The sequence below is a fragment of the Brevundimonas sp. GW456-12-10-14-LB3 genome, from assembly GCF_059424365.1.
Window position 1 is genome coordinate 1 of record NZ_JBWKZJ010000028.1, and the last position, 22,536, is coordinate 22,536.

At 66.0% G+C, this 22,536-nt stretch carries 26 protein-coding genes, 1 tRNA gene and 1 pseudogene; 20 read left to right on the forward strand and 8 right to left on the reverse strand.

The annotated features are described in order from the left end of the window. The 4 genes and pseudogenes from AC07XS_RS11415 to rpsF form a co-directional block, all read right to left on the reverse strand. A pseudogene (locus AC07XS_RS11415) lies at nt 1-267 on the reverse strand (TonB-dependent receptor); the annotation flags it as partial. A 591-nt stretch (nt 268-858) separates the two neighbouring features. Continuing rightward, complete coding sequence (gene rplI / locus AC07XS_RS11420) at nt 859-1,443, reverse strand: 50S ribosomal protein L9 (RefSeq protein WP_054766015.1); 585 nt, start codon at nt 1,441-1,443, stop codon at nt 859-861. A gap of 1 nt (nt 1,444) precedes the next feature. After that, entirely contained in the window at nt 1,445-1,723 is a 279-nt protein-coding gene (rpsR, locus tag AC07XS_RS11425) for a 30S ribosomal protein S18 (protein ID WP_054766014.1), read from the reverse strand. Nucleotides 1,724-1,735: 12 nt separating this feature from the next. After that, the gene (gene rpsF / locus AC07XS_RS11430; RefSeq protein ID WP_054766976.1) at nt 1,736-2,125 is read right to left on the reverse strand and encodes a 30S ribosomal protein S6; all 390 of its coding nucleotides are present in this window, start codon (nt 2,123-2,125) and stop codon (nt 1,736-1,738) included. A gap of 285 nt (nt 2,126-2,410) precedes the next feature. On the opposite strand from rpsF, the gene AC07XS_RS11435 reads away from it, so the two are divergent. The 4 genes from AC07XS_RS11435 to AC07XS_RS11450 all read left to right on the forward strand — a co-directional run bounded on the left by AC07XS_RS11435 (nt 2,411) and on the right by AC07XS_RS11450 (nt 7,939). Then, nucleotides 2,411-4,003, forward strand: coding sequence for a carboxyl transferase domain-containing protein (locus tag AC07XS_RS11435; RefSeq protein ID WP_182714516.1), 1,593 nt, complete (start codon nt 2,411-2,413; stop codon nt 4,001-4,003). A 233-nt stretch (nt 4,004-4,236) separates the two neighbouring features. Beyond that, nucleotides 4,237-5,454 (forward strand): hypothetical protein, encoded by a 1,218-nt coding sequence (locus AC07XS_RS11440; protein WP_152950545.1) that lies wholly within the window; start codon nt 4,237-4,239, stop codon nt 5,452-5,454. Between the two features lie 107 nt (nt 5,455-5,561). Continuing rightward, on the forward strand, nt 5,562-6,461 hold the full coding sequence (locus AC07XS_RS11445) for an enoyl-CoA hydratase-related protein (protein WP_182714517.1): 900 nt from the start codon (nt 5,562-5,564) through the stop codon (nt 6,459-6,461). A gap of 74 nt (nt 6,462-6,535) precedes the next feature. Continuing rightward, on the forward strand, nt 6,536-7,939 hold the full coding sequence (locus AC07XS_RS11450) for a Do family serine endopeptidase (protein WP_182714518.1): 1,404 nt from the start codon (nt 6,536-6,538) through the stop codon (nt 7,937-7,939). A 499-nt stretch (nt 7,940-8,438) separates the two neighbouring features. Here the strand turns inward: AC07XS_RS11450 and AC07XS_RS11455 are convergent, their stop codons facing one another. Continuing rightward, nucleotides 8,439-8,861, reverse strand: coding sequence for a VOC family protein (locus tag AC07XS_RS11455; RefSeq protein ID WP_182714519.1), 423 nt, complete (start codon nt 8,859-8,861; stop codon nt 8,439-8,441). A 70-nt stretch (nt 8,862-8,931) separates the two neighbouring features. Here AC07XS_RS11455 and AC07XS_RS11460 point away from each other — a divergent pair, with 70 nt between their 5' ends. The 3 genes from AC07XS_RS11460 (at nt 8,932) to AC07XS_RS11470 (ending at nt 11,555) form a co-directional block, all read left to right on the forward strand. Then, on the forward strand, nt 8,932-10,260 hold the full coding sequence (locus AC07XS_RS11460; RefSeq protein ID WP_182714520.1) for a replication-associated recombination protein A: 1,329 nt from the start codon (nt 8,932-8,934) through the stop codon (nt 10,258-10,260). Nucleotides 10,261-10,276: 16 nt separating this feature from the next. Next, nucleotides 10,277-11,002 carry an RluA family pseudouridine synthase gene (locus tag AC07XS_RS11465; protein WP_182714521.1) on the forward strand — a complete coding sequence of 242 codons (726 nt, stop codon included), beginning with the start codon at nt 10,277-10,279 and terminating at the stop codon, nt 11,000-11,002. A gap of 64 nt (nt 11,003-11,066) precedes the next feature. Next, nucleotides 11,067-11,555 carry a CC0125/CC1285 family lipoprotein gene (locus AC07XS_RS11470; RefSeq protein ID WP_054766006.1) on the forward strand — a complete coding sequence of 163 codons (489 nt, stop codon included), beginning with the start codon at nt 11,067-11,069 and terminating at the stop codon, nt 11,553-11,555. Here AC07XS_RS11470 and AC07XS_RS11475 read toward each other — a convergent pair whose 3' ends face one another. After that, a complete protein-coding gene (locus AC07XS_RS11475) occupies nt 11,556-12,749 on the reverse strand; it encodes a hypothetical protein (RefSeq protein WP_182714522.1) in 1,194 nt (397 codons plus the stop codon). Nucleotides 12,750-12,888: 139 nt separating this feature from the next. Here AC07XS_RS11475 and crcB point away from each other — a divergent pair, with 139 nt between their 5' ends. The 5 genes from crcB to AC07XS_RS11500 all read left to right on the forward strand — a co-directional run bounded on the left by crcB (nt 12,889) and on the right by AC07XS_RS11500 (nt 15,901). Then, complete coding sequence (gene crcB / locus AC07XS_RS11480; RefSeq protein WP_054766004.1) at nt 12,889-13,284, forward strand: fluoride efflux transporter CrcB; 396 nt, start codon at nt 12,889-12,891, stop codon at nt 13,282-13,284. Further along, complete coding sequence (locus tag AC07XS_RS11485) at nt 13,281-14,303, forward strand: RluA family pseudouridine synthase (protein WP_054766003.1); 1,023 nt, start codon at nt 13,281-13,283, stop codon at nt 14,301-14,303. The genes crcB and AC07XS_RS11485 overlap by 4 nt, the downstream gene beginning before the upstream one ends. Then, nucleotides 14,300-15,064, forward strand: coding sequence for an ATP12 family protein (locus tag AC07XS_RS11490; protein WP_182714523.1), 765 nt, complete (start codon nt 14,300-14,302; stop codon nt 15,062-15,064). The genes AC07XS_RS11485 and AC07XS_RS11490 overlap by 4 nt, the downstream gene beginning before the upstream one ends. Nucleotides 15,065-15,143: 79 nt before the next feature. After that, on the forward strand, nt 15,144-15,596 hold the full coding sequence (locus AC07XS_RS11495) for a hypothetical protein (RefSeq protein ID WP_321208087.1): 453 nt from the start codon (nt 15,144-15,146) through the stop codon (nt 15,594-15,596). After that, a complete protein-coding gene (locus AC07XS_RS11500) occupies nt 15,593-15,901 on the forward strand; it encodes a transcriptional regulator (RefSeq protein WP_321208088.1) in 309 nt (102 codons plus the stop codon). The genes AC07XS_RS11495 and AC07XS_RS11500 overlap by 4 nt, the downstream gene beginning before the upstream one ends. On the opposite strand, the gene AC07XS_RS11505 is transcribed toward AC07XS_RS11500, so the two are convergent. Then, complete coding sequence (locus tag AC07XS_RS11505) at nt 15,887-16,657, reverse strand: pseudouridine synthase (protein ID WP_152950537.1); 771 nt, start codon at nt 16,655-16,657, stop codon at nt 15,887-15,889. The two genes, AC07XS_RS11500 and AC07XS_RS11505, sit on opposite strands and share 15 nt — an antisense overlap. 421 nt (nt 16,658-17,078) lie before the next feature. On the opposite strand from AC07XS_RS11505, the gene AC07XS_RS11510 reads away from it, so the two are divergent. Next, nucleotides 17,079-17,480, forward strand: coding sequence for a hypothetical protein (locus AC07XS_RS11510; protein ID WP_007445689.1), 402 nt, complete (start codon nt 17,079-17,081; stop codon nt 17,478-17,480). On the opposite strand, the gene AC07XS_RS11515 is transcribed toward AC07XS_RS11510, so the two are convergent. After that, nucleotides 17,481-18,134, reverse strand: a complete 654-nt coding sequence (locus AC07XS_RS11515; RefSeq protein ID WP_054766975.1) for a DUF938 domain-containing protein — start codon at nt 18,132-18,134, stop codon at nt 17,481-17,483. 132 nt (nt 18,135-18,266) lie between these two features. Here AC07XS_RS11515 and AC07XS_RS11520 point away from each other — a divergent pair, with 132 nt between their 5' ends. The 7 genes from AC07XS_RS11520 to rplA all read left to right on the forward strand — a co-directional run bounded on the left by AC07XS_RS11520 (nt 18,267) and on the right by rplA (nt 22,455). Further along, nucleotides 18,267-18,401 carry a hypothetical protein gene (locus tag AC07XS_RS11520; protein WP_255478917.1) on the forward strand — a complete coding sequence of 45 codons (135 nt, stop codon included), beginning with the start codon at nt 18,267-18,269 and terminating at the stop codon, nt 18,399-18,401. A gap of 95 nt (nt 18,402-18,496) precedes the next feature. Beyond that, nucleotides 18,497-19,831, forward strand: a complete 1,335-nt coding sequence (locus tag AC07XS_RS11525; protein WP_182714525.1) for a hemolysin family protein — start codon at nt 18,497-18,499, stop codon at nt 19,829-19,831. 96 nt (nt 19,832-19,927) lie between these two features. Beyond that, a tRNA-Trp gene (locus AC07XS_RS11530) sits at nt 19,928-20,003 on the forward strand. A 70-nt stretch (nt 20,004-20,073) separates the two neighbouring features. Further along, nucleotides 20,074-20,373 carry a preprotein translocase subunit SecE gene (secE, locus tag AC07XS_RS11535; protein WP_182714526.1) on the forward strand — a complete coding sequence of 100 codons (300 nt, stop codon included), beginning with the start codon at nt 20,074-20,076 and terminating at the stop codon, nt 20,371-20,373. Between the two features lie 13 nt (nt 20,374-20,386). Then, entirely contained in the window at nt 20,387-20,962 is a 576-nt protein-coding gene (gene nusG, locus AC07XS_RS11540; protein WP_054765997.1) for a transcription termination/antitermination protein NusG, read from the forward strand. Nucleotides 20,963-21,329: 367 nt separating this feature from the next. Next, a complete protein-coding gene (rplK, locus tag AC07XS_RS11545) occupies nt 21,330-21,761 on the forward strand; it encodes a 50S ribosomal protein L11 (RefSeq protein ID WP_054765996.1) in 432 nt (143 codons plus the stop codon). A gap of 4 nt (nt 21,762-21,765) precedes the next feature. Beyond that, nucleotides 21,766-22,455, forward strand: a complete 690-nt coding sequence (gene rplA, locus AC07XS_RS11550) for a 50S ribosomal protein L1 (RefSeq protein WP_054765995.1) — start codon at nt 21,766-21,768, stop codon at nt 22,453-22,455. Nucleotides 22,456-22,536: the final 81 nt, after the last annotated feature.

Here is a 22,536-nt window from a genome sequence, read left to right on the forward strand (position 1 = left end):
GTTCAGGGCGGGGACGGTGGCGGCTAGCTGGGTGGCCAGCTCGGTCGAGCCGCGCTGTTGCAGGGTTTCGGCCGTAACGACGTCCACGGGCGCGACAGAGTCGAGGCGCGAGCGATTCTGGACGCGGGTGCCGGTGACGACGATGTCGTCAACCGCGTCGGCCTGAGATTGTTGCTGAGCAAGGGCCGGTGCGGCGGTCAGCAAGGCGAAGGCCGATGAGGTGATCAGCAGGGTGGAGGCGGCAGGTCGGAAAGCGGAGCGGCGCATGGAGAGATCCTGTTTTGGAGAGGGCGCACGGGCGGCGCGGCGTCGCCGTCTTGAGCGGCGTTCTTTAAGAGAGACGCTATCGGCGACATCGCTCCCTGGGTTGCAGCCAGGCTGCACGCTCGGAAAACTGATGCATCTTGGGTCCCCTAGTCGGCCGATGGCGGCGTTCAGCCGTTGTGGCGATATCAGGGCGGTCCCGTGGCGGGTCAACCATCGGCCCTGACCATGTTTGCTGAGCTGAAGGCTTAGAAAATCTACAACGTTACGCTCGTGCGAGCCGAAGGTCGGGCAAGGTGTGGGACTTCGCAGCATGACGATCTCCCGGGGCTGAGGCCGATAAGCGCGCCTTCAAGTCGGCGCAAAACTTGCTCTGGGAATGCGAAAAACGACGAGAGGAAATCGTGTTGGTCGTTCGCGCGCGACGTCAAGGTCGTTTCATGCGCAACTACCCCTCAGACGCTCGCTTGCCTTCAATGTGTTGTAAACTTGTCATGAAGTCGCGCCGCAGCGGGGCGCGCAGCAGAAAGGGCGCGTCCCTTGCGGAACGCGCCCTTGAAGTTCGACCGGTCCGGTCCGAAGACCAGGAGGCGATCAGGCTTCGTCGCCGAAGCCTTCCTGTTGACCGGCGCCGCCTTCGATCAGCTCCTGGGCCGATTGCTCGGCGGCCTGGCGCTCATCGTCGAACTGGCTGCGGATCACGTCCTCGCCCTTGGCTTGGCGCTCGGCCTCGTCCATGGAGCGGGCGATGTTGATCTTGACCGTAGCGCGGACCTCGGCGTGCAGGCGGACCGGCACTTCGTGGACGCCCAGGGTCTTGATCGCCGTGTTCAGGACGACCTGCGAACGTTCGACCTTGCCGCCTTCGGCCTGGATGGCCTCGGCGACGTCGCGACCGGCGACCGAACCGTACAGTTGGCCGGTTTCACCGGCCTGACGGATCATGATGTAGGTCTGGCCGTCGATCTTGTCGGCGATCTTCTGAGCCTCCGCCTTGTTCTTCTCGTTGCGCTGCTCGATGGCGGCGCGGTCGAGTTCGAAGGCCTTCAGATTGGCGGCGGTGGCCCGGCGGGCCTTGTCGCGCGGCAGAAGGAAGTTGCGGGCGAAGCCGTCCTTGACAGTGACGACGTCGCCGATGGCGCCGAGGTTCTCGACGCGTTCCAGCAGAACGACCTTCATCTTACTTCACCACATACGGCAGGAGGGCCAGATAGCGGGCGCGCTTGATGGCCTTGGCCAGTTCGCGCTGCTTCTTCTGGGAGACGGCGGTGATGCGCGAAGGCACGATCTTGCCGCGTTCGGAGACGTAGCGCTGCAGCAGCTTGACGTCCTTGTAGTCGATCTTCGGCGCATTGGCGCCCGAGAACGGGCAGACCTTGCGGCGACGATAGAAGGGGCGGCGGCCGGCGGAGCCGGAGCCGGCCGGGGCGCCCGGGGTGGGGGCAGTCGTGTCGGTCATGATCCGGTTTCCTTATTCGGCGTCTGCGGCGTCGGCGTCGTCACGCGGGGTGCGCTCGCGCTCACGCTCGCGTTCCCGCTCGCGGCGAGCCAGAAGCGGCGACAGTTCCAGGTCCAGTTCCTCGACGCGGACGGTCAGCCAGCGCAGCACGTCTTCGTTGATCGACAGCTGACGCTCGACCTCGGCCATGGCGGCGGGAGGGGCGTCGACGGCCAGCAGCGAATAGTGAGCCTTGCGGTTCTTCTTCACGCGGTAGGTCAGGTTGCGCAGACCCCAGTACTCGATCTTGGCGACGGAGCCGCCGCCTTGCACGATCAGGTCCTTGATGGTGTCGTTCAGCGCTTCGGCCTGTTGCGCCGAGATGTCCTGGCGCGTCATGACCGTGTGCTCGTAAAGAGCCATGCGGTAGTCTCCCTTGTAGGCGTCGGCGCGGAAACGACCGGGTAAGTCGATCTCCACGATGGCTCCTGGCGCGGCGGCGGGACCGGTTGTCCAACCCTTTGGCGTTCCGCGTCAGGACCGAAGCCCTGGAAAGCGGGGGCGTATAGGGGAAAAGGCGGGAACTGGCAAGGACGGCGGGGCGTCGGGGTGAAAAGTGCTGGTGAGCAGGAGGTGAGCCTTCAGCGCGCGCCTCAGCGCACGTCTCACTCACTAGCGCTTTTCGCCAACCGCCCCTAAACCACCCCCATGCCGAAGCTGACGTCAGCGGTCGATCCGCAAAGCCCCAAGTACAAGTCCCTGCACGCGCATAACAGCGCCCTGGTCGCCGAACTTCGCGACCATGTGGCCAAGGCCGCGCGCGGCGGCTCCGACAAGGCGCGCGAGCGTCACGTCGCCCGCGGCAAGTTGCTGCCGCGGGATCGGGTCGAGCGGTTGTTGGATCCCGGTTCGCCTTTCCTCGAGATCGGGCAGCTGGCCGCCCACGGCATGTATGACGGCGAAGCGCCGGGCGCCGGCGTCATCGCCGGGATCGGGCGGGTCTCAGGGCGCGAGGTCATGATCGTCGCCAACGACCCGACGGTGAAGGGCGGCGCCTACTTCCCCATGACGGTCAAGAAGCACCTGCGCGCCCAGGAGATCGCCGAGCAGAACGGCCTGCCCTGCGTCTATCTGGTCGACAGCGGCGGGGCCAACCTGCCGCACCAGGCCGAGGTGTTTCCCGACCGCGACCATTTCGGCCGCATCTTCTTCAACCAGGCGCGGATGAGCGCCAAGGGCGTCGCCCAGATCGCCTGCGTCATGGGCCTGTCCACCGCCGGCGGCGCCTATGTGCCGGCCATGTCGGACGAGACGGTGATCGTGCGCAACCAGGGCGCCATCTTTCTGGCCGGCCCGCCGCTGGTGAAGGCCGCCACCGGCGAGGTCATCTCCGCCGAGGAACTGGGCGGCGCCGAGACCCACGGCCGCCGCTCGGGCGTGGTCGATCATGTCGCCGAGAACGACGAGCATGCGCTGGAGATCGTGCGGTCGATCGTCGCCAATCTGAACACGCCCAAGGCCGTGGAGATGGATGTGCGCGAACCCCGCGCGCCGGCCTTCGATCCGGCCGAACTGTATGGGCTGATCCCGGAGGACGTCCGCGCGCCCTATGACGTGCGCGAGGTCATCGCCCGGATCGTCGACGGGTCGGAGTTCGATGAGTTCAAGGCCCTTTACGGCTCCACCCTGGTGTGCGGCTTCGCCCGCATCTGGGGCTATCCGGTCGCCATCCTGGCCAACAACGGCGTCATCTTTTCCGAAAGCGCCCAGAAGGGCGCCCACTTCATCGAACTGGCCTGCAAGCGCAAGATTCCGCTGCTGTTCCTGCAAAACATCTCGGGCTTCATGGTCGGCGGCAAGTATGAGGCGGGCGGCATCGCCAAGGACGGCGCCAAGCTGGTGACGGCCGTCGCCTCGGCCGAGGTTCCGAAGTTCACCGTCCTGATCGGCGGCAGCTTCGGGGCCGGAAACTACGGTATGTGCGGCCGCGCCTATTCGCCGCGCTTCCTCTTCACCTGGCCCAACAGCCGGATCGGCGTCATGGGCGGCGAACAGGCGGCCAGCGTCCTGGCCACCGTCCATCGCGACGCCGAGACCTGGTCGCCCGAGGAGGCCGAAGCTTTCAAGGCGCCGATCCGTCAGAAGTATGAGGACGAAGGAAATCCCTATTACGCCACCGCCCGCCTGTGGGACGACGGCGTCATTGATCCTGCGCAAACCCGGGATGTGCTCGGTCTGGCTATATCGGCGAGCCTGAACGCCCCGATCCCGGAGACGACCTTCGGCCTGTTTAGGATGTAGCATAAGACGGCTGTACTTCTCGCAGGGCGCCTCATATCGTCGGTCTATCAGATTTGGGGATCTTTATGCCGACGGTTACGCCCGCCCAAGTTGCAGCCAAGCTGGCTCCAATCCTTCGCTTGCATTCTCAGGATCCGCATCGGCCGATAGCTGTCGAGACATTTCTCAGCCGCTGCCAGTTGGTCAGCGGTAGCGGAGAACTTTCATCCGGGGGCGCTGACTTACCCTCAGGCATGTCCGTTCTCGACGCCGGGCCGATGACTCCGGATAAGTTGAAAGCGGGATCCTCCAGCACTGCCTTTGGCGGTGGAGAGATCGACAATATTTCATTGTTTCCTCTTCCGGCTGCGCCGGGCTCAGCACCGGTCGCTGATTGGAGCTGGGTGTCGCTTTGGCAGGGTTATTTCAGCGATATAGGCGAGCTTCTCCCCTCGTCTCCGTCGGTGATCCCCGTATCCGACCCTCATTTCTATAACTATCAGCTCGAAACGTTCTTAGGTCAGCATGGACCTACAAATAGAACGATCACCGCGCCGATGTACGTCCGCATCGCAATGCGTGACGACTACTATCTTATTTCTTACTTCGGCTTCTTTGCATATAATGGGGGCCTGGGTCCGCAGACGTCTTACGCCTCACGGCCGCTGGGTTCGGGCTCCGGATTCGGCGCTCACATAGGGGACTGGATTCGTCTCACCGCCAAGGTGAAGATCAATCAGGACAAGGTGTCGTTGCTCTATGTCGATTATGAAGCCCATGGCGATCCCAACATTGTCACATCTTCGAATTTTTCAGACCTGACGCTTGACCAAGTGCCTCGTCTGAACGGCTATGCGGCTTGGCACAGCCATGAGCTTTACACGACCGCCGGCGTCCATATGAGGACGGAGACCGGCTTTACGGCGAACGATTATACAGACGATGTGGGGCCAGTCTGGGACACGGCGCCGAACCTCACCTTCATTTCCGATGACGGCCCAGCATGGGTTTTCTACAACGGCCTGTGGGGCGCCAACATCACCGTGTCCGGCTTCATTCAAAACTATCTCAAGAACGGGCCGCAGGGGCCGGCATTCCACTGGTATTGGACCTCCGAAACGAAAGACGGCCAGTCGCCGATCGTGCAGTGGAGGGACAATCAAGCTCCGCAACTGCCTCCCACCACCGGCGTGAACTGGAGTCTCTCGCCAGGGACTTACGTCTATCCACGCACGCCGATTACGGCCTCGTGGGCGGCTGTGCCACAGGCCACATCATATGTGCTCAACCTGTATAGGAACGACGCCTGCATTCTGACAACAACAGTGTCCGGCACGCAGTTCACCTATAATATAACCGGCCCCGATATGTATTTCAGTCTGACCTTGGAAGTCATCGCCATGGGCCTCAACACCCAGCCGGGCGTGCCGTGTCGGTCCAGCTCCTTCTATTGCGGCAACTCCACGGGCTAGTTTCCCATGAAGGCTGAGCGAGTTGGCGATCGAATCGAGGAGGGTTGCGTTTCCGTTTGACGTGGAGCGCGTTAGGCTCTCGTCAATCGAATATCCGAGATCAAGACATGGCCGATCAACCGAACGACGCCGACATCAACGCCCTGGACGTCACCGACGCGGAGGCGGCGGAGATCAACAGCATCGCCCATCCCCTGGTCGCGGACCCCGCGCCGGATGCGAACGATGATCTGGTTCGGATCGACGCCACCACCGACGGCGTCGTCTTCGTCACCCTCAACCGGCCGGAAAAGAAGAACGCCTTCGACGCCGCCACCATCGCCGCCCTGCATGAGGCGTTCGAGACCCTGCACGGCGCCGACCATGTGCGCGCGGTCTTCGTTCGCGGGGCGGGCGGAACCTTCAGCGCCGGGGCCGATCTGAACTGGATGCGTGACGCGGCGGACTGGTCCGAGGCCGACAATCGCGACGACGCCCTGGGGCTGGCGCGGATGCTGAAGGCCCTCCACGACGTCCCCGCTCTGACCTGCGCCGTCGTCGAGGGCGCGGCCATGGGCGGCGGGGCCGGAATCGTCGCCGCCTGCGACATGGCCGTGGCGGTCGAGGGCGCGCGTTTCGCCTTTTCCGAGGTCAAGCTGGGCCTGATCCCGGCCACCATCGCCCCCTATGTGATCGAGGCCGTCGGGGCCCGCCGCGCCCGCCAACTCTTCCTGACCGCCAACAGTTTCGACGCCGACTACGCCGCCCATGCGGGACTGATCGACCTGGTCCTGCCCCAGGGGTCGGTCGATGAGTTCATCACCATGTTGACCGACAGCCTGGGCGGCAATGCGCCCGGCGCCATGGGCGAGGCCAAGCGGCTGGTCAACGACATCGCCGGCCACAGGATCGATCACGGCCTGATGGACGATACAGCCAGACGGATCGCCCGGGCGCGCGTCTCGGCCGAGGGGCAGGAGGGGGTTCGCGCCTTTCTGGACAAGCGCAAGCCGAGCTGGACGGTCTGACCGCCATCGCCTTGATGCCGCCAGAAAAGCCATGCGGTATAGCCCGGCTTGAAGCCTCCATTCCTTGGATGACGATGAAGACCCGACCGATCGTGCTCGTCGCCGCCCTGGCCCTTTCGGCCTGCGGCAATCCCACCTCGACCAAGGCGCAGGAGGGCGAGTTTGCCCAGCCCACGCGCACCGCCCCCAGCGATGCGGCGGGGATGAAGTCCAGCTTCGCCCCTGTGGTGCGCTCGGCCGCTCCGGCTGTGGTCAATATTTCGGCGCGCAGCGTGCAGCGGGTTCAGGTCGATCCCTTCTTCCAGTTCTTCGGCGGCGGCATCCCCCAGGCGCGGGTGGCCGAATCCGTGGGGTCGGGGGTCATCGTCCGTTCTGACGGGATCGTGGTGACCAACAACCACGTCATCGACGGCGCCCAGCAGATCAAGGTCGTGCTGAACGATCGGCGCGAGTTTCCCGCCACCGTCATCCTGGCTGACGAGCGCAGCGACATCGCCGTGCTGCGGCTGGAGAACGTCAACGACCGCCTGCCGGTCCTGGCCATCGACGATCAGGAAGAACAGCAGGTCGGCGATCTGGTCCTGGCCATCGGCAATCCCTTCGGCGTGGGCCAGACCGTGACCAACGGCATCATCTCGGCCCTGAACCGGACCGAGACGGGCATTTCCGACTCAGGCTCCTTCATCCAGACCGATGCGGCCATCAACCCGGGCAATTCGGGCGGGGCGCTGGTGGACATGGACGGCGACCTGATCGGCATCAACACCGCCATCTTCTCGCGCTCGGGCTCGTCGGCCGGGGTCGGCTTCGCCGTGCCGGCCGCCATGGTCAAGCGGGTGGTGGATTCAGCCCTGGGCGGCGCCAAGACGGTGGTGCGGCCCTGGCTGGGCGTGAAGGGCGACACCGTCACCGGCGACATCGCCGGCAGCCTGGGCCTTTCCCGCCCGCAGGGGCTGGTGGTCACCGACGTCTATCCGAACAGCCCCGCCGCCCGTGCGGGAGTGCGTCAGGGCGACGTGATCACGGCGATCGACGGCCAGGAGATCAATGACCAGGGCGGGCTGAACTACCGCATCGGCTCCCGCGCGCCCAATGATCAGGTGCAGGTGGCCATCCTGCGCGACGGACGGGCCCAGACGCTGACGGCGCGGGTGCAAACCCTGCCGGGCGAGGCTGATCCCGACAATGGCGTGATGATCCAGACCGGACCTTTCGCCGGCGCCGAGGTCGTGGCGCTGAACCCGGCCCTGGCCGACCGCCTGGGCGGCGACCCTTTCGCCTCGGGCGTCATCGTCACGGGCGTATCCGGCCGGGGCTACGCCGCGCGTGCGGGCTTCCGCCAGAACGACCTGATCGTCAGCATCAACGGTCGCCCCATCGCCACGGCGCGCGACGTCGAAGCCGCCGGGGCCGGTCGCGGCCCGTGGGAGGTGGTCATCAATCGCGGCGGTCGGCAAATCCGAGGCGTTCTGCGCTAGGCCGCTCCGCCATTGGACGCGAAAAAAGGTGTCCGATGTGTCCGATCTGTCCGACGGCCTTTGTTTTTGCGGGGGGAATTTCCCCGACGCCGGTTAGGCTGTCCGAGGATGGGCCAGGAGCGGGCTGGAAAAGGGCTCGGGCTAGGAGCGGGGCGGCCAAGGCTGAGACGTCCGGCCGATGGGACACGAAAAAAGGTGTCCGATGTGTCCGATCTGTCCGACGGGTTTTGTTTTCTAATGAGAAATGGCCGGACGCTGATCGGACTGTCCGGCTGCCGCCGCGCTCTGCTACTTCTGCGATGTCAAAGACCGGGCGTCATTATAGGGCCCTCGGGAGGGGCGCCGGGTAGTTCGGCGGGCGAAGCCACAAGCCGTTGAAACAAGGAGCGGGTTTTCGCGACATTGGACGAGAAGCCCTGGGATGGCCAGAAGGCAGAGGGCTGGCGATCGAGCTCGGCGAGGGCTCTCGCTGACCGGACGGGGCGAGAGCCTGATCGTCTCAACCCTTCATTGGCCCGCCGATCGACCAGGTGTGGCCGAAGGGGTCGCGCAGGACGCCGTAGCGGTCGCCCCAGAACTGGTCCGCCATGTCGAGAACCGGTTCTGCACCCCCGACCGTCAGGGCGCGGGTCCACCAGGCGTCCGGATCTTCGACCTGAAGGTGCAGGGTCACGCCGGCGGGGCGGACGTCCTGGCTGCCCGTATATTCCGGGAACTCGTCGTTCAGCATCAGGCTGGCGCCGTTGATCCTCAGATGGGCGTGCATCAACCGTTCCCCGTCGTCCGCCAGCCGCCGATCCAGCACTTCCGCGCCGAAGGCGATGGTGTAGAAATCGACGGCGGCGGCGGCGCCCCGCGACGGAATGGTCAGGTGCGGGGTCAGGCCGCCAGTCGGGCCTTGGTTCGGATGGGCGTCGGTCATGAGGGCTCTCTATGGCGCTGACCCATACTAACGGGTGAAAACCGCTTTAGGCACGACTACATAGGTCGCAATGAGCGATCTTTTCGAAGCCTCCGGCATCCTGCCCCCCGATGCGCCCCTGGCGGACCGTCTGCGACCGCGCACGTTGGAGGAGGTGGTGGGCCAGGATCATCTGTTGGGACCGGGCGGTCTGATCCGGCGGATGATCGAGGCGGGGCGGCTGGGCTCGATGATCCTATGGGGGCCGCCGGGCACCGGCAAGACCACCATCGCCCGGCTGCTGGCCCAGGCGGCGGGCTATGAATACCAGTCGATCAGCGCCGTCTTTTCCGGGGTCGCCGACCTGAAGAAGGCGTTCGAGGCGGCGCGGATACGGCGGGCGGCGGGGCAGAGCACCCTGTTGTTCGTCGACGAAATCCACCGCTTCAACCGCGCCCAGCAGGACGGATTCCTGCCCTTCGTCGAGGCGGGGATCGTCACCCTGGTCGGGGCCACGACCGAGAACCCCAGTTTCGAACTGAACGGGGCGCTGCTGTCGCGGTCCCAGGTCTATGTGCTGAAGCGGTTGGACGACGCGGCGCTGGATCAACTGTTGCAGCGGGCGGAGGCCCATATGGAGCGCGCCCTGCCTCTGTCGCCCGAGGCGCGTCAGGCCATGCTGGCCCTGGCCGACGGCGACGGTCGCTATCTGCTGACCATGTCCGAGGTGTTGTTCGACCTGCCCAAGGGCGAGACCCTGGATGTACAAGGGCTGGCGGGGGTGCTGCAACGCCGGGCGCCCGCCTACGACAAGTCGAGAGAAGAACACTACAACCTCATATCCGCCCTGCATAAATCGGTGCGGGGGTCGGATCCGGACGCGGCGCTGTACTGGCTGGCGCGAATGCTGAATGGGGGCGAAGATCCGCTGTATCTGGCGCGGCGGATCGTGCGGATGGCGGTCGAGGACATCGGCGAGGCGGACCCCCTGTCGATCCTGGTCGCCAACGCCGCGAAGGACACCTACGACTTTCTGGGCAGCCCCGAGGGCGAACTGGCCCTGGCCCAGGCCGTGGTCCACCTGGCCACAGCGCCCAAGTCGGTGGGGGTGTACGAAGCCTTCAAGGCGGCGAAGAAGGCGGCCTATGAGACCGGCTCCCTGATGCCGCCCGCCCATATCCGCAACGCCCCGACGAAGCTGATGAAACAGCTCGGCTACGGCAAGGGCTACCAGTACGATCCGGACACGCCCGAAGGCTTTTCCGGCGCCGACTTCTTCCCCGACGAGATGGAGCGCCGCATCTTCTACAAGCCCAAGGGCGAGGGGCATGAGGAGAAGGTCAAGGCGCGGCTGGAGCGCTGGGCCGAGATGCGGGCGCGAATGGCCAAAGAGGCGGCGGTGGACGGGGCGGGGGACTGACCTCTAGAAGCCCCCGATGACCGCCCGCACCCCCGTCGCCCTGTCCGAGGATGAGATCGCCGCCGTCCGGTCCTGGGTGATCCACGAGGACGCCCATCTCATCGCCTTTTCCAAGCCGTCGGGCCTGTCCAGCCAGGGCGGGCGGATCAAGGCCCATACGCTGGACGATCTGCTGTGGGCCTTCGCCCGGTCCAACGGAAAGCGGCCGGAGCTGGTGCATCGGCTGGACCGGGACACCTCGGGGGTCATCCTGGCGGCCAAGACCAAGCCGGCGGCGGGTTTTTTGGGCAAGGCCTTGCAGATGCGGCGGTTCCGCAAACAGTATCTGGCCCTGCTGTCCGCCGCGCCGGACCCGAAATCCGGCTCCATCGACGCCCCGTTGCGGCGCGAGGAGATCGGGCGCGAGTCCTATATGCGGGTCGTCGCCTTCGACGCGCCCGGCGCCCAAGGGGCGCAGAGCCGCTATCGCACCCTGGCCGCCAATGATCAGGGCGCGGTGGTCGAGCTGGAGCCGCTGACCGGGCGGATGCACCAGTTGCGGGTCCATATGGCCCATCTGGGCCGTCCGCTGATCGGCGACGTCCGTTATGGCGGCGCCCTGACGACAGAGGTCGGGCCGGCGCCGCGCCTGATGCTGCACGCCGCCAAGCTGAGCTTTCCCCATCCCGAAGGCGGGACCACCACGGTCGAGGCGCCGCCGCCCGCCGACTTTGCGGGTTTGCGCGCGGCGCTTGGCCTGTAGTCGGGGCCTCTAGACGGAACGCTCCGGCTCAAACAACGCTATCTCAGCCAAAGGAGACTCCGCCATGAAGCGCCTCGCCGTTCTCAGCCTCGCCGCCTCGACCTTGGCGCTTGCGGCCTGCGCCAGTCTGGCGCCCTACGGCGCCCAGCGCGGGCCGGGCGGTCAGGGCTATTCCGACCAGAGGATCGAATCGAACCGCTATCGGGTGACCTACAACGGCGTCGGCGCCCCCGGCGCCGTAGCCGACTTCGCCCTGTTGCGGGCCGCCGACCTGACGACCGAACAGGGCTATGACTGGTTCGAGGTGACCCAGAGCTGGACCGACGGCCGCCCCGGCGGCGCCGGCGGGGTGCGGCCCAGCGTCTCGATCGGCGGCGGCTCCAGCCGGTACGGCGGCTATTCCGCCTCGGGCGTCGGCGTCGGCCTGGGCCTGAATTTCAGCGGCCCCAGCCCGACCTCGACCTCGCTGGAGATCGTCATGGGCCGGGGGCAAAAGCCCGACCGCCCGAACGCCTATGACGCCCGCTCGGTCCAGGCCTCCATCCCACGCTGATCAGCGCCCCCTGGTCAGGGCGCGGTATTCGACAAGCCGTTCCTTGTCGCGCCGCACCTGGTCGCCGACCGTGTTGTCCACGTCCAGCGAGGCGTAGCGGACCCAGCCGTCAGCGCCCAGCTTGTCCTGAATGGCGTTTGCCGGGGTCTGCCAGCGGAAGTAGGACAGCCAGGACACGCCGAACGCCAGAACGACGGCGACCAGTTGAAGAAGGCGGAACCCGACCTCGTTCGCCTGGGGCGCCGGGAAGAGGGCGAAGGCGATCAGCCAGATCAGCAGAACCGCCGGGGTGGTGATCCGCCCGAACCAGCGCATCCAGTAGCGTTCGCGCCGCACACGCCACAGCTCCATCTGGATGAACTTCTCCAGATACTCCATCCGCGCCCCGATCCACATGACCAGACGCGTCAGATAGAGGGCGCGCTGGCCCCAGGCCTTGCCGTCCATCTGATAGGTCGTCTCGGCCTGGTCGGACAGGGCGCGGGCGTTGGTGAACAGGTTTTGCAGCTCCCGCGTCCGCTGCACGATCTCGCGCGACAACTCATAGGAGTCGTTCTCCAGCCGGAACCGGTACTGGATGAACAGTATGGTCGAGACGCCAAAGAAGATGCCGCAGGTGAGCAGCATGGCGAGAAGGCCCAGCCCCAGACCGGCCGGCTGCCCGCCCGCCCATCCGGCGAACAAGGTCGGCCCCATCTCGGCCACGACGGCGAAGGCGATCAGGGCCAGGGCCTGGGTCAGCCGCTTGACCCCCACATGGACGCACAGGGCGCGGAAGATGCGCCGCCCATAGGCGTGAACCCGGCCGCGGATGTCGCGGTCCGCCGGAAACCGCTCCTCGATCTGGCGTGAGAACAGGACGTGGAAGCGGTCGGGCTTCTTCTCGTTTTCCCAGAAGGGAAAGATGTCGAGGGGCTGGTTGAAATAGAGGTCGATGTTGCCGGAGATGCGCGCGATCGCCGCGTCGTCCAGGGTGAAATAGTCGCTTTCCTGGATCGGGCGCAGAACCCCTTCGTCCGATATGGCGGGGGTGTCGCTGGGGGTCGGCGTCGGCGGCGCGGCGCGCGGGGCCTCCGCCGGGGCTTCGGCCAGATCGTGCGGCTGCTCGGCCGCCGGCGCTTCGGGTTCGACGACGGGCGGCGGCGGGGTCATCGTCGGCGTGATCGCCGGGCTCTGGCTGTCTTCCTGCGACATGAAACATCCCCGACCTGAACTAGGCTGTTTCGGATATCGCCGTTAACCACGTCCGAGGGCAAGTGAAGTTTCGGTCAGACGGGCGGCGAGGGCAGGGAGACTTCGCTTTCGGCGGCGGCGGCGTATATAGGCCCGGATCATGACACGGTTTCTTCTCGTCGCCGCCGGCGGCGCCCTGGGGTCCATGGCCCGGTTCGGCCTGGGTCTCCTCGCCGCGCGGCTGGCGCCCAATACGGCCTGGCCGATGGGCACCTTCGCGGCCAATATCCTGGGCGGCCTGGCCATGGGCTTGCTGGTCGGCTGGCTGGCCTTCAAGGGCGGGGCGCATCAGGAGACGATCCGCCTGTTCGCCGCTGTCGGCGTGCTGGGCGGGTTCACCACCTTCTCCTCCTATTCGCTGGAGGCGGTGATGATGATCGAACGCCGAGATTACGCCCTGGCCGCCGCCTATGTGGTCGGTTCGGTGATCCTGGCCGTCGCCGCTCTCTTTATCGGCCTGATGGTCGCCCGCCGCGCTTTCGGAGCCGCCCTTTGACCGACCAACCGCCCGCAGACGCGCCCAAGCGCGAAGTCCTGACCCTCTATGTGGCGGAAGACGAGGACGGCATCCGGCTGGACCGCTGGTTCCGCAGGCGTTGGCCCCACCTGTCCAATATCCAGGTCCAGAAGATGGCCCGCAGCGGCCAGATTCGCGTCGACGGCGCCCGCATCAAGCCCGAGGGCCGTCTGACCGCCGGCGCCGCCGTGCGCGTGCCGCCGATCCCCGACGACACCTCGCGTCAGGCCGGCGATCCCCACACCCTGACCGAACGCGACATCGCCTTCGCCAAGTCTCTGGTCCTCTATGAGGACGACATGGTCATCGCCCTGAACAAGCCGCACGGCCTGGCCGTCCAGGGCGGCACGAAGACCAGCCGTCACGTCGATCGTCTGCTCGGCGCCTGGGGCGAGGGGATGGAGCGGCCGCGCCTGGTCCACCGCCTTGACCGCGACACCTCGGGCGTCCTCCTGCTGGGCAAGGGACCGGAGGCGGCCAAGCGTCTGGCCGGCGCCTTCGCCCGCCGTCAGGCCAAGAAGACCTATTGGGCCATCGTCATCGGCAATCCCAAACCCTATTCGGGCCAGATCGACATGCCGCTGAAGAAGACCGGCATCAACGACTTCGAGATGATGCGCCCGGCCGATCGCAAGGATCCCAAGGCCGAACCGGCCGAGACGGCCTTCAGCACCATCTCCCGCGCCTCCGATCGCGCCGCCTGGATGGCCCTGCGCCCCTTCACCGGCCGCACCCACCAACTGCGCGCCCATATGGCGGGCATAGGCCATCCGATCCTGGGCGATCCCAAATACGGCGACGACAAGTCCCGCGAACTGTCCGGTCCGCTGAAGCTTCAGCTCCACGCCCGCAGCATCGAACTGGACCACCCGCGCGGCGGCCTGCTCAAGGTTACCGCCCCCCTCAGCCCCGAAATGAAGGCCGGCTTCGCCCACTTCGGCTTCTCCGAGGACGAGGCGGAAGACGATCCCTTCCTGGGCGTGAAGCGAATTCGATGAGCCATATTCCCCCGCTCGACCCCATTGTCGCCGCCCGCAAGGGCTTCCGCGAGGCCCAGGAGACGGTGCGCCGCTTCTGGAGCGATGTGACCGTCGGGCGCCATTCCGACGGCGGCTGGGCCGTGCTGCTGGACGGGCGCACGCCCAAGACCCCCGCCAAGGCGCCCCTGGTGCTGCCGACTGAGGCCGCCGCCCGGCTCGTCGCCGACGAGTGGGCCGCACAGGGCGAGATCGTCGAACCCTCGACCATGCCCGTCTCCCGTCTGGCCTCGACCGCCATCGACCGGATCGGCCAGGCGCGCGAGGCGGTGGCGGACGAGATCGCCGCCTACGCGGGCTCCGACGTGGTCTGCTACCTGGCTGAACACCCTACGCCCCTGGTCGAACGCCAGACGCGCGAATGGGGGCCGTGGCGCGATTGGGCGGCGCGCGAGATGGGGGTGGTCCTGACGCCCGTCTCCGGCATCGTCCACCAGCCCCAGTCGCCCGAGGCCGTCGCTCGGGTGAAGGCCCACGCCCTGTCGCTGGATGACTTCCGCCTGACCGGCCTGGCGACCGCCGTGCCCCTGTTCGGTTCGGCGGTCCTGGCCCTGGCGCTGGAGCAGGGCGCTCTGGAGGGCGGCGTCGCCTTCGACCTGTCGCGGATCGATGAGCAGTTTCAGGAGGAGCAGTGGGGCGTCGATGCAGAGGCTGCGGAACGCACCGAGGCGCGCCGGGCCGAGGCCGAACTGCTCCAGCGGTGGTTCGAGGCGCTGGGTTGATTTTCCAATCTGGAAACTTATGACTTGACGACATGGAAAGTCTCTGTCATTTTCCATGGTGGAAAGTGAGGAAGCCGCCATGTCCCAGAACGACCCTGAAACCCACGAACAGATGTTGGCCGAGATCCGGCGTTCCCAGGACCTGGTGCGCGAGCGCGTCGCCAAGAGTTCCTGGTCCTATGATCTCGTCTATTCGGCGGTCGCGGCGGCCTTTGTGGGCGGCCAGGCTGCGCCCATGCCCTTCAACGTATTGGCCTCGGCAGCAGCGACCCTGGCCTTCGCCATCCTTTGGCGGCGATGGTCCGAGAAGACCGGCGTCAGCGTCACCGGCCTGTCGCCACGCCGCGCGCGCTGGATCGCCATCGCCCTGGGCGTCGTCTTCCTCGTTCTGGCCCTGGCCAGCGTCTATTATGGACGGACGGGCCAGTATGTCTGGGTTCTGCCGTTGATTGCCGCCGCCTTTGTCCTCGCTCTGGTCTTCTCGCGCCTTTGGATGCGGGTTTATCGCGCAGAAACGGTGACGCGACCGTGAGCGCCCCGGTCTTGGACGCCGTCATCCACGCCCCCGGCCGTCTGCAGATCTGCGCCATGCTGTCGGCGGCGGACGAGGTCGAGTTCGGCGTGGTCCGCGACGGGATCGGCGTGTCCGATTCCGTCATGTCCAAACACGTCAAACAGCTGGAAGAGGCCGGCTATGTGAAGCTGCGCAAGGCGGCCTTGGGCGGGCGACAGCGCACCTGGCTGGCGCTGACGGGGTCGGGGCGCAAGGCCTTCGCCGGCCATGTGGCGGAGCTGACCCGCTTGGCCGGTTTGGCGGGCGTGTCAGTTCCCGGCTGACTGCCGGATCAGGGCCTCGCGCTCGTCCGGGGTCAGGTGACGCCATCGGCCCTCGGGCAGGTCGCCCAGCAGCAGCGGCCCCACGCGGATGCGGTACAGGTCTGTGACCTCCAGCCCGACCAGTTCGCACATTCGGCGGATCTGGCGGTATTTGCCTTCGGTCAGGATGAAGCGCAGTCGCTGGGGTTCGATCTGGGTGACGCGGGCGGGCTTCAGCGGCTTGCCGTTCAGCTCCAGTCCGTGGCGCAGCTTGCCCAGCTTGGCCTCGGTGATCTGGCCGTCGACGACCACCAGATATTCCTTGTCCAGTTCGGACTGCGGCCCGATCACCGCCTTGGCCACCACCCCGTCCGACGACAGCAGCAGCAGGCCGCGCGAATCCTCGTCCAGCCGGCCGATCGGGGGCAGGGAGGCGTCGCGCGCCGGGACCTCGCCCTCGCCGACGCGGTTGGGGGCCTTCAACAGCCGCACGGCCGGGATCTTGCCGGGATCAGGCTGGCCCGAGACATAGCCGACCGGCTTGTGCAGCAGTATGGTCATGCCCGCCGCCAGGGCCGACTGGGCCGTGTCGTTCAGGGTCAGGGTCTGGCCCGGCTCGATCTTGCGGCCCGCGTCTCGCACCACCTCTCCGTCGATGGTCACCAGTCCGTCTGCGATCAGGCTCTCGGCCTCCCGGCGCGAACAGACGCCGGTCTGGCCCAGCCACTTGTTGATCCGGACCGGCGCGTCGCCGTCATAGGTGCGGGAAAAAGCCATTACGGTCCGTCGTCAAAGGATGCGGCTGTCTAGAGCATGATCGCTTCGGACGGAACCGCGAAGCCGTTCCTCCTCACCGCATCAGGCTCCAGGCGGGGCGGTCGTATGAGAAAATCGCGGGGGTCGTGAATGACCATGATCAGGACGTTCCGAGCCGGCGAAGGTTGATATTGCCGACGATCCGACTATATCAGACCTCATTCCACAAACGATGCAGATTGCGGGGCGGCCACGGCCGATCCCGATCATTTTCGTTTCTCTGGAAATTTTCCAGAAGCGTCTTCGGATTCGGCGACGCGATCTGATGACATATTGAAATTGAAAAGGAGACGTCTTGTACGCACAACGTAAATCTTCCTCCGGTCCTCGTCGTTCGAGCTATAATCGTCCCGTGCCCACCCGTCTTCGGATGGGGTTGGTGATGCGCCGGGACATGGACTTCGGTGAAATGGGCGATGTCGAGGGCGCACTGCGGGCTGAAGGCGTGGGACTGGCGCCCATTTCGACCGGCGACGCCAGTTTGGTTGCGGGCGGGGTGACGGTCTTGGCGACCGCAACCGCATCCGACATCGCCGAGGGGCGTTTGAAGGGTTTGATCGTGCCGGGCGGCGCGCAGGACGCGACGGGCCTGGCGGCCGTTCGGGCTCTGATCGATCTGGCGCGGGCAAACCAACTGCCCGTGATCGCCTTCGCCGACGGCGTGGATGTGGCGGCCGATCGTTTCGGCGTGGCCGCACAGGCGCCCGGCGCCCTGTTCAACGGCGAACAGGTCCAGCTGGTGAACGCCCGTCCGGATCTGGCGGCCGTGGTCGCCGCCCTCTGATCAGGCGCGCCTGAACAGCAGCATCAGATTGTTCGACGGCATCTGGACCCGGCGCGTCGCGACCAGCCCCTGCGACCGGGCCAGATCCTCCACGTCCTCGCGCGCCCTCAAGCCCCAGCTCGGGTTTCGCGCCTTCAGACTCTCGTCGAAGGCGGCGTTCGACGGGGACAGGGGGAGGTCGGCCTCGCGATAGGGGCCGTAAAGCGCCAAGAGACCGCCGGGGCCGCGCAGCATCCGTCCCGCCAGAACCATCAGCCCCTCGGTCGCCGACCAGGGGCTGATGTGCGCCATGTTCGCGCAATAGACCGCATCCCAAGCCGTTTCGGGACCCGCCGTCGGGGGCCATGTCGCCGGGTCGGCGGCGTCCAGCGGAAGGGGCTTCCGCAGATTCGACGGTCCATCCCGCCGCCAGGCGTCGATGCTGTCGCGCGCCTCACGGCTCGGATCACTGGGCGTCCAGGTCACGCCGGGAAGGGCGCAGGCGAAGATCAGGGCGTGCTCGCCCGATCCGGCGGCGACCTCCAGCACGCGGCCTTTCTTGGGCATATGGGCCTTCAGCACGCCGAGAATCGGCGCGGCGTTGCGACGCGCCGCCGGAGAGGACAGGGCGCCGGGCGGAAGGGCGGCGCCGTCTGTGGCGACGAGGGAATCCATGGTCTGCATCTCGATCCTGTAGACGCCGCTCGGGCTGTGGCGTCTCTTTTTCGCTTCCGGCGGGTGTCGGCTTGAACCAAATCTTAATCCATCGTTTATGACGGTTGTCAGTATTAAGCGATTGGTAACCTTATGCGACGCGCGCTTCGCACCGGACTGTTCATCGGCACCCTTTTGGGCATGAGCGCCTGCGCCGGCGCCCATGACGCCGGTCGCGCCTCGACGTCCGGCGCCTATGGGGCGATAGAGGTCGGCCGGACCGGCTGAAGATCAAGGAAAACGTGGCGTCGCGCGCCAACCTGTCATAGTATAGGCGCGCGGACGCCGAATGTCGCGCCGCGTCGGTCCCCAAAAACCCCTAGATGTTACTCATCGCTATTGCCGTCGTTCTGCTCCTTGTGGTGCTCAACGGCCTGTTCGCCATGACCGAGTTGGCCGTGGTCTCCTCGCGAAAATCCCGCCTCCAAAGCCGGGCTGAAAAAGGCGATCGCGGGGCGCGCAAGGCGCTGAAACTGTCAGAGGAGCCGACGCAGTTCCTGTCGGCGGTCCAGGTTGGCATCACCCTGATCGGCATTCTGGCCGGCGCCTATGGTCAGGCCACCATCGCCGCCGAACTGGACCATATTCTGGAAGTCAGCTTCCCGGCCCTGTCGGCCTACACGGAAATCGTGTCCACGGCCCTGGTCGTGGTCTGCATCACCTATGTTTCGCTGATCGTCGGCGAACTGGTGCCCAAGCGGCTGGCCCTCATCTTCCCTGAAACCATTGCGGCGAAGATGGCCGCGCCCATCTCCACCCTGGCCGTCGCTCTGAAACCTTTTGTTCTGCTGCTGACGGCCTCGACCTCGGGCATTCTGAAGATTTTGGGCGTCAAGGATCGTGACGGTTCGGACGTCACCCAGGAAGAGGTGGCGACGATCCTGGCCGAAGGCACCTCCGCAGGCCTGATCGAGCCCGAAGAACAGGTGATGATCGAGGAAATCCTGCGCCTGGGCGACCGGCCCGTGCGGGTGGCCATGACGCCGCGCCACGAAGTCTTCTGGATCGCCCTGGACGATCCCGAGGCGGTGTTGCGCGAAGAGATCCGCACCTGCCCCTATTCCCGGATCGTGGTGGCGCGTGAGAGCGACGTCGATAATCCCCTTGGGGTGGTGCACAAGAAGGATCTGCTGGACGCCCTCCTGACGGACGGCAAGTTCGACATCGAACCCCTGGTGGCCGAACCGGCCTTTATTCCGCAATCGACCTCGGTTCTGAAGGCCCTGGAGATCCTGAAGGGCTCCAAGGTCCATATGGCCTTCATCGTCGATGAGTTCGGCGCCTTCGAAGGCGTCGTCACCGCCACCGACATTCTGGAAATGATCGCGGGCGACTTCAACGAGGGTCACGATGAAGACGACGCCTGGATTCATCAGCGCCCCGACGGCAGCTGGCTGGTGGACGGACAGACCGATCTCGACGATCTCGCCGATACCCTGGGCGAGGACTTCGGCGAGCACGAGGGTTTCCACACCGTCGCTGGCCTGATTCTGCATCAGATTTCGCGCGTCCCGGACGAGGGCGAGATCTTGCAGGTCGGCCGATTCGAGGTCGAGGTGGTCGATATGGACGACCGCCGCATCGACAAGCTGATCTTCAAGGAACTGGTGAAGGCCGAGGCCGAGCGGGAAGCCATCGCCGCCCATCTGGAAGACTGAAGCGGAACTGCGACATCGCCCTTGAAATGACGGGCCGCGTGGGGCATACGCCCCCCTCTGGCGAACGCGCGGGCCGGACGGTTCGCGCGATTGTCTAGGAGTTTAGCTCAGCTGGTAGAGCACCGGTCTCCAAAACCGGGGGTCGTGGGTTCGAGTCCCCCAACTCCTGCCAATCCCCCCTGTCGCTTCCGGATGGGACTACCCATCTGGGGCGACAGGAACAATTGTGTGAAGAGCAACTGATGGCCAAGGCCAAATCACCCGGCAAGCGGCCCCAGGCCGGCTCCAAGCCCCAGGCCGTCGCGGCCGGCGCCACCGTCGTCGTCGATCCGATCGAGCCCAAGAAGCCCCGCACCAGCCCGGCGCAGTTCTTCAGCCAGGTTCGCGCCGAGGGCCGCAAGATCGTGTGGCCGACCCGCAAGGAGACCTGGATCACCTCGGTGATGGTCTTCATCATGGTGGTGATCGCCTCGATCTTCTTCTGGGTCGTGGACACCGGCCTTGGTTTCGCCTTCCGCTACATCATCGCTCTCGGATCCTGAGAAAGACGCGCCCATGACCGATGCAGCGCCCGCAAAGCCCGCCAACCCGCGCCACAAATGGTATATCGTCAACGCCTACTCGAACTTCGAGAAGAAGGTGGCGGAGCAACTGCGCGAGCAGGCCAAGCAACAGGGGCTGGAAGACGCCTTCTCCGAAATCCTGGTGCCGACCGAGGACGTCGTCGAGATCCGTCGCGGCCGCAAGGTGAACTCGGAACGCAAGTTCTTCCCCGGCTATGTGCTGGTGAAGATGGAAATGACCGACCAAGCCTATCACCTGGTCAAGAACACGCCGAAGGTCACCGGCTTCCTGGGCGCCGCCGGCGGCACCAAGCCCCTGCCGGTCTCGGAACGTGAGGTTCAGAACATCATCGGCCAGGTGGAGGAGGGCGTCGAACGTCCCAAGCCCACCATCCGCTTCGACATCGGCGAGAAGGTCAAGGTCATCGACGGCCCGTTCGCCAGCTTCGACGGTTCGGTCGAGAGCGTCGACGAAGAACAGGCCCGCCTGCGCGTCGCCGTCTCCATCTTCGGCCGCGCCACGCCGGTCGAGCTGGAATACGGCCAGGTGGAGAAGGTCGCCGGCTGAAGCCGCGCCCCTGCCGGGATTTGAAGCCGCGTCCGACTGGGCGCGGCTTTTTTCGTTGTGGCGTGTGGATCGTTTCCCGCCGTCATCCTCGGGCTTGATCCGAGGATCGGATCGTCAGTCGCCTCGCATTGCGCCTCGGACGACGCACAGCCCGATCCGCGTCCGGACTTCGGGTGAAGCCCGAGGATGACGAAGCGGGGGATGGGAGCGCCAGTCGCGTTTGCCTTTCCAGTCCCGCTCTGTTACACGCGCGCCTTCGCTCGGCGGGCCTCGGCTCGTGGAGCGTCAAATCCGTGGGAGGCCGCCATGCCGCACCACGGCTCACCGGCTCGTCGTTCGTTCGTCGGGTCATTCATAGGAGAGACCAATGGCCAAGAAGATTCTCGGCTATATCAAGCTGCAAGTGCCGGCCGGTTCGGCCACGCCTTCGCCCCCGATCGGCCCGGCTCTGGGTCAGCGCGGCGTGAACATCATGGGCTTCTGCAAGGAGTTCAACGCGCGCACCGAGAAGGAAGCCAAGGGCACCCCGCTTCCGACCGTCATCACCGTCTATCAGGACAAGTCGTTCACCTTCGTCACCAAGACGCCGCCGGCGACCTGGTACCTGAAGCAGGCCACCGGCCTGAAGTCGGGCTCCAAGCTGGTCGGTCGCGAAGTCGCCGGCAAGATCACCGTGGCCCAGCTGCGCGAGATCGCCGAGAAGAAGATGAAGGATCTGAACGCCAACGACCTGGACGCGGCGACCAAGATCATCGAAGGCTCCGCCCGCGCGATGGGCCTCGAAGTGGTGGAGGGCTAAGCACATGGCCAAGCAAACCAAGGCCCAGAAGGCCCGCACCGGCGTCACCCAAGATCTGCTGCCTTTCTCCGACGCCATCAAGCTGGCCAAGGAAAACGCCAAGGCCAAGTTCGACGAGTCCCTGGAAATCGCCGTCAACCTGGGCGTCGATCCGCGTCACGCCGACCAGCAGGTCCGCGGTGTGGTCAACCTGCCGTCCGGCACCGGCCGTGACGTCCGCGTCGCCGTCTTCGCCAAGGACGCCAAGGCCGCTGAAGCCGTCGCGGCCGGCGCCGAGCACGTCGGCGCCGAAGACCTGTACGAGAAGATCGCCGGCGGCTTCATGGAGTTCGACCGCGTGATCGCCTCGCCGGACATGATGGCCCTGGTCGGCCGTCTGGGTAAGGTGCTGGGCCCGCGCGGCCTGATGCCGAACCCCAAGGTCGGCACCGTGACCCCGAACGTCGCCCAGGCCGTCAAGGACGCCAAGGGCGGCGCGGTCGAGTTCCGCGTCGAGAAGGCGGGCATCGTCCACGCCGGCGTCGGCAAGGTCTCCTTCACCCAGGAAGCTCTGGAGGCCAACGTCAAGGCCATCGTGGACGCCCTGGTCCGCGCCAAGCCGTCGGGCGCCAAGGGCACCTATGTGAAGCGCATCAGCCTGTCGTCGACGATGGGCCCGGGCTTCAAGGTCGATCCGGCCTCGCTGGGCGCCTAAGCCGTCTGCGTCGAAAGACGATCGGTATCGAAGAGCGGCGGGGAGCGATCCCCGCCGCTTTTTTCTTGTCTCTAACCGGAC